The sequence below is a fragment of the Carnobacterium sp. genome (assembly GCF_040274945.1).
In the GTDB taxonomy this organism is placed as follows: Bacteria; Bacillota; Bacilli; order Lactobacillales; family Carnobacteriaceae; genus Carnobacterium_B.
This window is the reverse complement of the sequence record NZ_JBEMAR010000004.1, coordinates 79,429-93,050: the sequence shown is the minus strand read 5'-3', so window position 1 is coordinate 93,050 and position 13,622 is coordinate 79,429. Positions and strand designations below refer to the sequence as shown.

10 protein-coding genes and 1 pseudogene are annotated in these 13,622 nt (G+C 34.6%); all 11 read right to left on the bottom strand.

Annotated features, from left to right (window positions below; genetic code table 11):
* Positions 1-46: 46 nt before the first annotated feature.
* Positions 47-1,465: a glycoside hydrolase family 1 protein gene (locus ABS916_RS05620; RefSeq protein ID WP_350450952.1), complete on the bottom strand. Its 1,419-nt coding sequence runs from the start codon at positions 1,463-1,465 to the stop codon at positions 47-49.
* A 127-nt stretch (positions 1,466-1,592) separates the two neighbouring features.
* Entirely contained in the window at positions 1,593-1,922 is a 330-nt protein-coding gene (locus ABS916_RS05615) for a PTS lactose/cellobiose transporter subunit IIA (RefSeq protein ID WP_350450951.1), read from the bottom strand.
* Between the two features lie 31 nt (positions 1,923-1,953).
* Positions 1,954-2,271 carry a PTS sugar transporter subunit IIB gene (locus ABS916_RS05610; protein ID WP_350450950.1) on the bottom strand — a complete coding sequence of 106 codons (318 nt, stop codon included), beginning with the start codon at positions 2,269-2,271 and terminating at the stop codon, positions 1,954-1,956.
* A gap of 159 nt (positions 2,272-2,430) precedes the next feature.
* Positions 2,431-5,085, bottom strand: coding sequence for a sigma-54-dependent transcriptional regulator (locus tag ABS916_RS05605; protein WP_350451073.1), 2,655 nt, complete (start codon positions 5,083-5,085; stop codon positions 2,431-2,433).
* Positions 5,086-5,164: 79 nt separating this feature from the next.
* Positions 5,165-5,881, bottom strand: coding sequence for a GntR family transcriptional regulator (locus ABS916_RS05600; RefSeq protein WP_350450949.1), 717 nt, complete (start codon positions 5,879-5,881; stop codon positions 5,165-5,167).
* Between the two features lie 170 nt (positions 5,882-6,051).
* Positions 6,052-7,332, bottom strand: coding sequence for a PTS cellobiose transporter subunit IIC (gene celB, locus ABS916_RS05595; protein WP_350450948.1), 1,281 nt, complete (start codon positions 7,330-7,332; stop codon positions 6,052-6,054).
* Between the two features lie 228 nt (positions 7,333-7,560).
* Entirely contained in the window at positions 7,561-8,955 is a 1,395-nt protein-coding gene (gmuD, locus tag ABS916_RS05590) for a 6-phospho-beta-glucosidase GmuD (RefSeq protein WP_350451072.1), read from the bottom strand.
* 162 nt (positions 8,956-9,117) lie between these two features.
* Positions 9,118-9,912, bottom strand: a complete 795-nt coding sequence (locus ABS916_RS05585) for a histidinol-phosphatase HisJ family protein (RefSeq protein ID WP_350450947.1) — start codon at positions 9,910-9,912, stop codon at positions 9,118-9,120.
* A 90-nt stretch (positions 9,913-10,002) separates the two neighbouring features.
* Entirely contained in the window at positions 10,003-10,662 is a 660-nt protein-coding gene (locus ABS916_RS05580) for an undecaprenyl diphosphate synthase family protein (RefSeq protein WP_350450946.1), read from the bottom strand.
* 123 nt (positions 10,663-10,785) lie between these two features.
* On the bottom strand, positions 10,786-12,195 hold the full coding sequence (locus ABS916_RS05575; protein WP_350450945.1) for a glycoside hydrolase family 32 protein: 1,410 nt from the start codon (positions 12,193-12,195) through the stop codon (positions 10,786-10,788).
* Positions 12,196-12,235: 40 nt separating this feature from the next.
* A pseudogene (locus tag ABS916_RS05570) lies at positions 12,236-13,615 on the bottom strand (sucrose-specific PTS transporter subunit IIBC); the annotation flags it as partial.
* Between the last annotated feature and the right edge of the window lie 7 nt (positions 13,616-13,622).

Here is a 13,622-nt window from a genome sequence, read left to right as displayed (position 1 = left end):
ATTTTTATTCTCTATATTCTTATTAACTGTTTGAGTTAAGTGTTATTTATCTGATTTGTGTTTTATCTGGAACTTCAAAAACACTATTTTTAATGATATCTTGGTACCAAAAAGCTGATTTTTTTAATGAGCGGTCTCTGTTATTATCTAAATCGATTCTGACTAATCCATAACGATTCTTGAATGCGTTCATAGGAGATACACAATCGGTAAATGCCCACAACATATACCCTTTACAGTTTGATCCAGCTTCAGTTACCTCAATCAAGCTATTCAAATGCTCTGTAATAAATTCGATGCGGTAATCGTCTTGTACGACTCCATTGCTGTCCATAAACCGTTCTTCATCTTCAATACCCATCCCATTTTCTGTGACCATCCACGGAATATTTCCGTACTCATTTTTTATACGAATGCCGAAATCAAACATCATTTGAGGATAAATTTCCCATCCTCTAGACTTATTCATTTTTCGACCAGGTAATTCAAAATGGTCATAATAGAACGCTGGATGGAAAGGTGTTTGCTCATTCCATTGGTAGCTTGGTGCCTTCACACGATTTGGATAATACAAATTGATTCCTAAATAGTCTACCGTATTTTGCGCGATAATAGCCAACTCTTCAGTTGTATGATCAAATAAGATACCGTGTTTTTCTAGTAGTGGGAACAATTCTTCAGGATACGTTCCTTTAACCAACGGGTCTAAATAAATACGGTTGAAAAATAAATCGTACATTTCTGCCGCTTTTTTATCTGCCTCTGAAGAAGATCTTGGATACGTTACTTCTGGATTAAGTACAATACCAATTTGACCGTCATAATTATTTCTATGATATATTTCTACAACTTTTGCGGTTGCCAAAACTTTATGATAATTCCATTGCATCCATTTTTTTGTGTTTTGCTCATGTGGATAACGAATAGCATCTAAATAAGTACGCGTTTGAATCACTACTGGCTCGTTAAAGGTAAACCAGTGTTTCACACGGTCTGCGTAACGGTCAAAAACGATTTCAGCATATTGTGCAAACAAATCAACTACTTTTTTAGAACTCCAACCATCATATTTTTCTAGCAAATAAGTCGGCAATTCATAATGTTCAAGGCACAACATCGGTACTACACCGGCTTCAATCAAACTATCTACATAACGGTCAACAAATGAAGCGTAGTCCTCGTCAACTTCCAAAGTTTCATAATTCGTAAAAAATCTTGACCAGTTTATTGAAGTTCGAAAATGGGTTAATCCAATTTCTTTCATTAGATCAATATCGTCTTGATAGCGTTCATAAAAATTGGTTGCGACTCCTGGACCAAAGCCTTCATGCCAAACATGTCTCTCATTTTTGTACCATGTATCAAGGTATGAATCTTGCCCTTCTTTTTTGCCTTTCCAACCTTCTGTTTGCCATGCAGATGAACCAGCGCCAATAATAAAATCCTTTGGAATTTGTTTTTTCAATTTTATACTCTCCTTCATTTATATATTTAGTTAACATTATGCCTGACAGTTTTATTCACTTGACAGACAATAAAAAGCCATAAAATGAAATTTTTATGACTTTTTATGACTTGCTATGAACTTACATTTAGTCTATTGTTACACCTGCAAGTTTTTTATATACGTCAACAACTTCAGACGCCATATCTCTAAATGTTATAGCATTCATCAAATGGTCTTGGCTATGCACAGCTAATAAAGAAACCGTTAGTTCTTCACCAGAAGCTTCTTGTGTCAATAAACTCGTTTGAGCATGATGAGCTTCAACTAAAGATTTATCTGCTGAATCCAATTTCTCAGCTGCTAATGCAAAATCATCTGTTTTTGCAGCATGAATAGCTTCCATTGCATCACTTTTAGCGTTTCCTCCATGAATAATTAAGCCCATGATTGTTTCTATATTTATTGCTTGTCCCACTTCAAAAACTTCCTTTCATAACCATTACTGATTAATTCATTAATTTAATAGCTTGATCTAATACATTTTCACCGTTCATTTTACCGTAATCTTGCATGTTGATAATGTCTAATGGAATATTTTTTCCAGCTAATTTCTTTTCGAATTGGCCTTTCATAAATCGAACTTGTGGCCCTAATAACATAACGTCAATATTTTTACTTGAAATGTTTTTATCTGCTTCTGCCGCTGATACTGCAAAAATTTCTGTATCCATATCGCGAGCTTTTGAAGCCGCTTGCATTTTAGTTACTAATAAACTTGTACTCATACCTGCTGAACATACTAACATAATCGTTTTTTCTGCCATTATTTATCACTCCATTAAGTTATTTGGTTTACACTTATTATAATGCAAGTATCGTGCCAACTTTTTCAAATGTAAACACATTCAGAAAGCCTTTTCTTTTGTTATTTCAGATTACACACTATTGATAAAAAAATACACACTTTGTCAGTGTGTATTTTTTTATCTATGCAATTTCACTTGATTTTCAATAATCATTTGTGCAATATAGGCAATCTCATCCTCTGGAATGTCCATTTGATAGTGTTTTTCTAATGGAATAAGAGTCGCTTTGATTACATCCATCGTCATGCGATTTTTTTTAGCATATGCTTCTAATCCATGGAATTCGCGGATAATCGTACCTGTTTGTAGTCCTTCAATCAAAAATGCCAAATGTAACAGCATACCCGTTTCCACGCCTGCTGGAATCATAACATTCATCTGATTTTTCATTTGTTGAATTAGTTTTTGCAAAAAGCGCATCAGTTGTTGGATAGAACCAACTTTTTTTAAAGTACCCGTCAATGAATGTATGATCTCGTTTATGGGAAGCTCTTCTTCTAGTTGATTGCTTAGCAGCAGTAATTTTTCATCATTAAATATATCATATGTGGTATAAAAGGGAATATTTTGATAATCAAATTCAACAGTCCCTACTATAGCTTTGATATCATACGTTTCCATCAACTGATCAATTCGTTGTTTGAATGCTTCGCGGTGTAAAAATTGCAAAGGAATAATTTTCACTTTTGTAGAATCCACTACTGGAAGAATGCGTTGTTCTAATTTTTTAGCTACTCCTTCTCCCGTAAAACAGGTAACTAATATGGCTTTCTTTTTCTTTGCATCCACTAAGGTTAGTTGTTTTGTACTGCTTTTTAATACCGTTTGACAACTTTGGTACATTTCCTCTAATGTACGGCCAATGCTAGCCATTCTTACAGCTTCCAAAACGACTAAAGTACTCACCATAGGAAGTGTTTTAACTCGTATACCTAAATCTTCTGCTAACATGTTTCCAAAAGTATTTAATGAACCCATATCAGTTAAAATCAGCAATCCTTGTTGATAGATTTCCTTGTTTCCCTCAATTGTTTGACGCACCAGTTGGTACATTTCTTGAACTTTCATAGTCAATGGCATATTGACTGCTACACCATCTGTCGTTTCTAATAATTCTTTTACAGTTTCCAACATACTGCTTGCGGTAGTTTTCCCATGCATTAAAACCATAACAGCTGTCATTGCTTCTTGTTTTTGAGCCTTTTCGACTTCTTCTTGTTTTGTTAAAAACAACGTGATAAACCCAATTTCTTCAAAAGGAATCTCCACAGAATAGGCTTCTTCAATCATAGCTGAAAGATCGATTGCTACTTGAAATTCTTTCGAGTAGTTCTTTCGTATCTCATTCAAATTTGGAAAATCGATTCGTTGATTTTCCTCTATTCGCTCCAAAGCACTTTGCAGATGAAGAGCAAAAGCAAATTCAATTTTAGTAGAATATGAACGGTGCAACCTTTCTTTAGCAAGAGAATACATTTGTTCAACTAAATCTTTTAGTACTGGATCAATAATGTGTTTTCGTACATCGGATGTGGTCGAAAGTGTTTTGATGTATTCATTAAAATAAGTCTTCTGTTCTTTATGTCCTAATCCGTCTAAGTGATAATTTTCTAAAAGATTCTCATTTGTCTTTTTCAAAAGATTCTTTTCTATCAAGGGTACGATTGCTTTTTCCTTCTGTTGATAAGCTAAGGAGTTAGTTGAATCCGTTATTGGCATGTACGTAAATTCTGCTTGGTCTAGCTGAATCAATCGTTCCATTTGCTTGGGCATTTCTTTTATGGATAATAGTCCTTTTTGAACTTGCAGAGGCAAGTCTTTTTGATCAATTTTTAAAGAATGTCTGTTTTCCATTCGAACATTCAAGAAAGCTTTGGCGCAGACTAATTTTAAATCTCGTTGAAATTGCCCAATATTTCCTTCTGGTTGATACAACATAAAGGCTAATAAAGCTTCTCTTTCAATGGTAATTTTTTGGTTAAGACGTTGTGCTTCCTGTTTTAAAAAACTGTCTATTAACTCATATCGTTCTTCCACTGTACGTTCAATTAACACAGGTAAGGTTATGGCCATTGGGATTCTGCGCGTAAACGTTGACAGTAATACATTAGATTTTTCTGTTGTTGCTCCAATAATCAATACATTTGCATGATGCGTTTCATTGCTTTCTCCTAGAGGACGGTAAATTCCTTTATCAATAAATGTGAACAACATTTCTTGGCCTTCAGGTGGCAATCGGTGAATTTCATCTAAAAATAAAATACCGTTATCGGCTTGGTGAATAAGGCCTGTTCGATCTTGAGTAGCACCAGTATAAGACCCTTTTTTCACACCAAAAATATGCCCAAAAAGCAATTGTGGATTTTGGGCATAGTCTGCACAGTTATACGTTACAAAAGGAGAATCTTTAGATAATGCTCTCGATTCAATCGCAAATTGATACATACATTCTGCAAATAACGATTTTCCTGTTCCTGTTTGTCCAAAAATAATCGTATGCAACCCATTGGGAGGATACAAAATAGCCGATTTTGCTTGTTGTACCATTTCTTTTAGAGAAGCATCGTAGCCTATTAAGCGAGAAAAAGCATTCATTTTAGAGTATTCTTCTTGCTCATTTTCTTTGACTGCTATTGCTTGATACAATACTGGACGTCCAATTATCTTTTCTATTTGGTTTTCTTTATACAATTCATTTAAGTAACGGCTAACATTTGCACGGTCCAACGATAAAGCTAAGGCAATATCTTTGGCTGTTGTCCCTTTATTCATATCATTTAAATAATCTAATACTAATTTTTTTCGGTTATTCGTCACTTTTCCTCCCCCTTACTTTGAGAGTTCTATTCTTTTAAAACTTTTGATTCATATCTATAAATGTGAAACTACGTGTATCATAACGATGGCGACTTCGTGAATGCTCAAAAGGGCGACCATCTTTTAAGTACACGATTTGTTCAACCTCTAATACAGGATCATGAACACCACAGTTCAAATACTCTTGATCGTATTTAGAGGACTTGTCTGCACGAATTTTACGAAACGCTCCGCTAAAAGTTATATTTAATTCATCGTGAAGGTATTTATAGATGGAACCTTTAATGATGTCTTCCGTTAAACCGACTGCCAAATCCGTTGGCATATAAGTGTGTTCTAGGACATAAGGCTTACCATCAAGAATTCTTAATCTAATGAGATTATATACCGGCATATTTTTTTCAATCATTAAATGCTGCATCATTTCTTCATCTGGAAATTCAACTGTAAATTTAATGATTTTACTTTCTAATTTATGACCTTGCATCTGTTTGGTTAGTCCATCGTATTCATTAACAGCAGCATTTTTTTCATTTAAGGGAGAATTTTTCATCACAAATGTTCCAGAACCACGTTGGCGATAAATTAACCCTTCCATAGCTAAAATGTCTAGTGCTTTTTTTATTGTCATTCTGCTAACTTTAAATTCTTCAGACAAGGTTACTTGATCTGGGATAAGAGATTCCACTTTATATTCGCCATTTGTAATGCGATTCCTTATTTCATCTGCTATCGCTTCATACTTTACCATAGTGGTGCCTCCTTATTCTTGTACTCACAATCATCATAGCTTAATTAAAATCATAAGACTAGCCTTATGATAAAAAAGGATTGTTTCCCCTCAAAATTTATACTAAAAAAAGAACCTGCCTAAAGAGGCAAGTTCTTTTTATTCGTTGTTTTATGCCTTTTTGTCTATTATTAATCAGCCATAGAAACAGTGTTTAGATTTACTTTGTCAACTAGTTTAAGGAATGGGAACCAAATCAATCCGATAAGAGCCATATCAATAACTTGAAGTACTCCACCCATTACTGAACTTGTCGCCATGATTCCGTTAATAACAACTGGGATTGTCCATGGTACTGTAACCCCTGTTGGTATCGGGAATATTCCTGTAGACATCATAGCATAGTTGAATGCTGTTGTTACCAATGGAGCAAGAATCCAAGGAATAAAGATAGAAGCATTTAATACTAACGGCATTCCAAAAATCAATGGTTCATTAACGTTAAAGATTGCAGGTCCTAAAGCTAAGCGACCGATTTCTTTATTTTGTTTACTCTTCATAATGAAGGCTAACAATAACACAACGATTAATGTACTACCAGATCCACCCATACCAACAGTGTAAATTTCCATAAATGGTTTAGTTACGATATGTGGTAAAGCTTCTCCAGCTTTATAAGCATCAAGGTTTTCTAAAGCTAATGTGTTCCAGATTGGGTCCATTACTGAGTTAACAATAATTTGACCATGTAATCCAAAGAACCATAGGAATTGAACAAAGAATACTGCGATCAATGTAGCTGGTAATCCACTACCAAGAGCTGTTAAAGGCTGTTGAATAGCTGTATAAACAACATCATGTAAGTTTGTTTCGAAGAATCCAATAACTGCTGCATTAAGCAATAAGAAAGTTGTTAAAGTAATAATAGCAGGTAATAAGGCTGCAAATGAATTTGCAACTGCCGGTGGAACACCATCGGGCATTTTAATAACAATACCTTTTTTTACAACACGTGTATATATCTCAGCTGCAATAAATGCTGCGATCATACCGATAAACATTCCTTTTGCACCAAGACGGTCTAGAGCTAACACACCAGGTACTGCTTCTCCTGATTCAGTTAACATTGAGAACGGTGTCAAAATCAAGTAAGAAGCTAATGATACTGCTCCACCGAAGATACCTTCGACATCATATGATTTACTTAAATAAAATCCGATACCAAACGTAACAAAAATGGTCATAATCGACATTGTAGCATTTTGTCCATTACCGAACAAGTTCCCTAAATTACCTTTTGTAGCATCACTGAAAAATGGCAAGTTATTTAATACAACTACAATCGAACCAAACATGGTAATTGGAAAAGCAAGCATGAATGCGTCACGTAAAACTTTAAGGTAACGATTTTCACCTAATTTTCCGGCAATAGGAAGTAATTTTTCACCAAGCATATCTATAAATCCATTCACTGGTATTCCTCTTTTCTGTTCTTATTTTCTAAGTAAAATAAATACGTAACACTTTGTATAACAAACTAAAAATAGGCCTCTTTTTAGTTTTCATCAATTACTTGAAATCGATTACATATGAATAATATCACTTTTAATTTTATATGTCTAGTCTTTTATTTAAAAAAACTGAACTTATTTAAAAAAGCGTAATTCCCAAAAGGAAATTACGCTTTTTTTATCAGTTAATTAGTCAAAACCATTAGCGTCGGATACTTCTTTAAACCAACGTCCACTTTTCTTAACCGTTCTTTTGCCTTCATTTTCAATATCAACGGCTATAAACCCATAGCGGTTTTTATAAGCATTTGTCCATGACCAGTTATCCATACATGTCCACATATGGTAACCCAGTACATTGCTGCCTTCTTGAATCGCTTGATGCATAAATGTTAGATGATCTTTTACAAACTCGATACGGTAATCATCTTCTATACTTCCATCAGGATTTATATATGATTCTTCACCTTCTACACCCATTCCATTTTCAGAGATGTAGCAACGAATATTGCCGTAGTTTTCTCTTAGGTTTGTTAAAATATCATAAACCCCTTTTTCGTAAATCTCCCATCCACGGTATGGATTCATTTTACGATCAGGTTTGATGTAGTTGTCAAAATAATCATCCGGCATAGGACCATCAGCAAGTTTTTCTGATGATTCTTTCGCTTTGATTCGACGAGGTTGGTAGTAGTTAACGCCTAACAAATCGACTGTATTATTTTTGATTGTTTCTAAATCGCCTTCTTCGATAACTGGTAAATGATCGATTTCTTTCAACAATTCAACTAAATCTGTTGGAAATTCCCCTTTAACTGAAGGATCTAAGAATGAACGATTAAAGAATGCATCAGCAAGTTGTGCTGCTTTTACATCTTCAGGATTGGATTCATCTCTTGGATAACTAGGTGTCAAGTTCAGAATAATTCCGATTTCACCACCTAAGTTCATTTCATGATAAACTTTAATCGCTTTAGCACTTGAAAGCACTTCATGATAAGCAACTTGAACAGCTTTTTTCATATTCACTTCATTTGGATAATGGAATTGGTATAAGTATCCACCTTCAACCGGTACGATAGGTTCATTATGTGTAAACCATTTTTTAACTCGATCACCAAATAATTCGAAACATTTTTCAGCAAATTCTACATAAGCGTCCACTGTTTCTCTGTTTACCCAACCACCTTTTTCTTGCAATTTCATAGGCATATCAAAGTGGTATAAGTTAATAAATGGTTCAATATCATTTGCAAGCAATTCATTGATCACATCATTATAAAATTCAACAGCTTTTTGATTGACTTCTCCTGTGCCATTCGGAATTAAACGGCTCCATTGAATAGAAGTTCTAAATGTTGTATGTCCTGTTTCTTTCATTAATTGAATATCTTCTTTATATTTTTCATAAAAGTAAGAAGTTTTCTCTGGTCCTACTTGGTTAAAGAATTTTTCTGGTTCTTCACGGTACCAATGATCCCAAATATTATCCCCTTTGTTATCGCCTTCAAAAACGCCTTCTGTTTGTGGTCCACTAGCTGCAGATCCCCACCAGAATCCTTCTGGAAATTCATACTTCATTATATTAAACACTCCTTTTTTTATCTTCACAACCAGACTAATTGTCTAGTCTTTTGCATAAAACAAGTATACATTTAAAAACGGAATATTACAAGATGTTAGCGCTATATTTTAAAAATAAAAAGAGAAAATACCCATTAAGGGTATTTTCTCTTTTTATACCTACTAGAAATAAATTTTACTCGGAATTCTTTTTTTAAATACAGTTATCCCATCAAATCCAACTTCTTTTGCCATCTCAATAGCTATTTCTTGATTTGACCCTACTGTTTCTGAGAAATGTGAATCAGAGCCTATTGTTAAAATTGTGCCTCCTACTGAATGATACAACCGTAAAACTTCTATTGAAGGTAAGGTTTCATTTAATGCTTTTTTTGCTAATCCAGATGTGTTGATTTCAATCCCAATACCACGTTCAATTGCTTTGCGTACTATTTTTTCTATAATAGGTTTGTAGGTTATGAAATCATAATTACCTACTGACTCTACTGCATAACGCTTAATTAAGTCTAAATGTGCAATCACATCAATATCAGCTTCAGCAACCATTGTATAAACTTCTTCGAAATATTGTTGATAGATTTCTTCCTTTGTTTTATTTACCATGAATGTGCGTAATTTTTCTTCTTTGATATTATGAACTGAACCCATAATAAAATCGAGTTCCAAGTAAACTAGCGCTTCTGTGTATTCTTCTTTCATCAAATGCGGTTCGCATAATTCGATTCCAGCCTTAATCACTAATTCGTTCCCGAATGATTCACGACACTCTGTTATTTGAGAAAAATAGCGGTTAAAATTCATATGACCATACGTTGGGGCTTTTGGATTTACAGAAAAATGCTCAGTAAAACAAATTTCATCCAATCCCATTTTTATAGCTTGTTCACACACTTCATTCATTAATGCTTGAGAATCAAATGAGTTATCCGTGTGGTGATGGTAATCTGCAAGATACATGAAATTATTACTCCTTAATTTAATTTATTCTCAAAAAATAAGATAACCCAATTGATAAGGGCTATCTTATTTTAATTTACTTTCAACTTTTTATCCACCTAATGTAATATCTTGGTCTTGATACCATTGCAATGCTGCATGTACTTGATCGAGATTGTAATCCGGCCACATTTCTTCAGCTACATAAAAATCAGAGTAGATCGATTGGATCGGTAAGAAGCCGCTTAACCTTCTTCTGCCGCCCCATCGTATAATAAGATCCATTCTTGAGATATCTGAAGATGCAATATTTTTTGTGAAATCTTGCTTAGGATCAAAATCGCTTTGTTTTATGCCATAGTTTAAATCCCAATTCCAACCGTAATTCACTAAAAAGTTGATTTTCATTAATCCTTTTCCGAATTTAGTCCGTTTAGTATAAGGGAGCAACTCTTTTGGAAATAGTGGGGAATTAGTATTTCCAACAACCAATAAATCTGCATCTCTGTCTTTCAGTTTGTTGACCGCATCTACGCAAGCCTTTTGGAAAGCTTTAGTTTGTTCAGCTGGTCGTTTGGTATTGTCTACAGTAAAACCATAAAAAGTCATTTCTTCGATGCCTAATTCTAAACAAAGATGATACAATTCCAATCCAGGTTCTATACCAAATTTATAGCCTTCTTGTTTTTTAAACCCATTTTCTTGAGCCCATCGTCTATTGCCATCTGGTATAATGCCAATATGTTTAGGCAGACGTTTGTATAGTGCCATTTGATTTCCCCCTTTAACTTATCCTCTTATTATTGTAACTGAATTCGTGTTAAATAAATAATAAATCACTTTATTCTACAAAAAACCACTCAAAGAAGTTTCCTTTGAGTGATTTTTTTGTATTCAACTTCTATTCTCTACTATAAATGAACGAAGAGCGTACTCAGTAATCGTCTTTTCTATTTTTGCATTTAGGTACTTAAAACTAAACACATGATTCGTTTCATCTGTAAAATATCTTAACGTGAATACTTCTTCACCTTTATTTAAAAACATCTCTATCATTGAACTTTCAATCAATAACCGTAATTCCATCAAATCCTGCTTTAAAAAAGTTGTTCGTTTTTCTTTATTATTTGTCAGCCAATTGGTTCGTACTACCGTTAATTTTTTGTTTACTGCTTGATAATTGATTTCAATTTCATTTCTTAAATGAATGACAAAATCTGTTGCTGCTGAATACCATTCAATAAGAATGTCTTGTTGGAGTGACGTTAACGTAAACCTTTCATCTTGCATACTTTTGATAGTTACAGGATTTATTTCTCTTAAATGAGTTGTTTCAGCAATAGGGTATTGGATAAGTTCCCCACTCTTATACTTTACCTCTCGTGGGATCGATAATGCATGCAACCAGCCATTCTTTCTAGTAGGTACAGCTGCTTCTACTTCAGGCTCCATCACTCCGACCCAACCGTATAAAATCGTACGTCCAGCGTCATCATTAAAGGTTTGTGGCGCATAAAATTCAAAGCCATGATCTAGTTCCTTAAACGGTTGCTCATCCTTTATAAATTTACCATTATAACACAATTCACCTGTAAAATAACCAGATTGATAGATATTATTGTATTTTTCCCCCTCTGCTGTTAAGCCTTGGGGAGAAAATGCAAATACATCTTTGTCATCAAATCTCAAGACATCCGGACATTCCCACATATACCCTAACGAGAGAGGTTCATCCATCAACGATCCAGTTAAGGACCAGTCAATTAAATTAGTAGACTGATACATTAATGCATCACCCGTTAAGGTTTCTTCTTTTTGTGCTCCTAAGATCATCCACCAATTGCCGTCTTTTCCTTGCCAAACTTTTGGATCTCTAACATGTGCAGTGTAACCTTTTATTGGGTGCTCTAAAACCGGGCCTTTTTTCTCAAAATGGATACCATCTTCTGACACAGCTAAGCATTGATAACTTTTGCGTTCCCCATTCGCATCTCTAACATTTCCAGTGTAGAATAAATACAATTTCCCTTCAAAGGCGATGGCACTTCCAGAGTAACATCCGTCTTTATCATACCAATCAATAGGTTCCAATGCTGGCTGATGAGTTTCCCAACGAATAAAATCTTTCGTTGTCATATGCCCCCAACTTTTTGACTGATGTGTTGTATCCGTTTGATTCCATTGATAGAAGACATGATAAACACCTTTATAGTAAACGAGTCCGTTTGGATCATTTAGAAGTCCTTTAGGTGGCGTAATATGATAGCCTAACTCATAGTCATGGATTTTATCGATTTGTTCCATAAAGCTATACATCCTTTCAACCTTCTATTTCTTCTCTCATTTTATCACTGTAACCAAATAAATAAGTTAGTGTAAATGCTACTGCAATCGCGATAACATTCGTCAAAACATAGAGAAGGATTTGGTCATTCAAATAAAGTAATGTTCCTGGAATAACCGTTACAGACATACCAGTTGCTTCCAATCCAACTAGATCACCGAAGAAACCACCGATTCCTCCACCAACTAATGCAAAGACAAACGGTTTAACGTATCGCAAATTCACTCCAAACACTGCCGGTTCAGTAATACCTAAAAAAGCAGATAAGGTAGACGGATAGGCTAATGCTTTTAATTTTTTAGATTTTGTTTTCATAGCTACAGCTAATGAAGCTCCGCCTTGTGCTGCAACACTGGCTGTAATAATTCCGTTATATGGGTTCACACCAGTATTGGCTAGCAATTGAATCTCCAAGAAATTGAAGAGATGATGAATCCCTGTCACAACGATCAGTTGATTTACCGCTCCTATAACTAACCCAGCTAACCCAAATGGCAATCCTAATACCCAAATAGTTGCATTTAATACAACCTCTTCTAAAGAGTGAAAAATTGGTCCGATAATAAATAATGACAAAATACTCATGATCAATAATGTTGTGAATGGTGTTAAGAGAATATCAAGCGTTTCTGGTACCCGTTTGCGGATCCATCTTTCTACTTTTGCTCCTACAAAACCAGCAATAAAGGCTGGTAGTACGGTTCCTTGATAGCCAACAACTGGAATGAAACCAAACATGGTGATTGGATCTGCTGTCCCACCCGCTACTTCATAGGCATTTGGAAGAGCTGGATTAACCAACATTAATCCTAAGACAATTCCAATGATGGGTGATCCGCCAAAAACTTTAAATGAAGACCAAGCAACTAAAGCTGGTAAAAAAGCAAAAGCTGTATCCGTTAACACTTGAGTATATAATAAGAAATTAGGGCTAATATCAGTTGGTACCATTCCAAAGACAGCTAAAACTTGTTCTTGTGTTAATAATCCACGTAATCCCATAAATAACCCTGTAGCAACTAATACGGGAATAATAGGAACAAACACATCACCAAATGTACGAATGACACGTTGGAAGGCATTACCTTGTTTTTTTGCTTCCTGTTTCATTTCACCAGTTGATCCTTCATTGACACCTAAACCAACAACTTCTTCATATATTTTATTAACGGTACCGGTTCCAAAAATGATTTGAAATTGTCCAGAATTGTAAAATGCTCCTTTTACTTTTTCAATGCCTTCTACTTTGTTCTTATCTATTCTATTTTCATCGTTTACCATAATCCTTAATCTAGTTGCACAATGAGCTACAGAACGAATATTTTCTTTTCCACCAACTGCTGCAATAACTTCTTTTGCTATTTTTTTATTATTCGACATGACTTTT

What these genes read in the sequence shown, in the direction of transcription:
- ABS916_RS05585 (WP_350450947.1), bottom strand. Translation starts at nt 9,912, where the DNA reads ATGTATCTTGCAGATTACCATCACCACACGGATAACTCATTTGATTCT.
- ABS916_RS05600 (WP_350450949.1), bottom strand. Translation starts at nt 5,881, where the DNA reads ATGGTAAAGTATGAAGCGATAGCAGATGAAATAAGGAATCGCATTACA.
- ABS916_RS05580 (WP_350450946.1), bottom strand. Translation starts at nt 10,662, where the DNA reads ATGGCACTATACAAACGTCTGCCTAAACATATTGGCATTATACCAGAT.
- ABS916_RS05575 (WP_350450945.1), bottom strand. Translation starts at nt 12,195, where the DNA reads ATGGAACAAATCGATAAAATCCATGACTATGAGTTAGGCTATCATATT.
- ABS916_RS05605 (WP_350451073.1), bottom strand. Translation starts at nt 5,085, where the DNA reads ATGAATAAAGGGACAACAGCCAAAGATATTGCCTTAGCTTTATCGTTG.
- ABS916_RS05610 (WP_350450950.1), bottom strand. Translation starts at nt 2,271, where the DNA reads ATGGCAGAAAAAACGATTATGTTAGTATGTTCAGCAGGTATGAGTACA.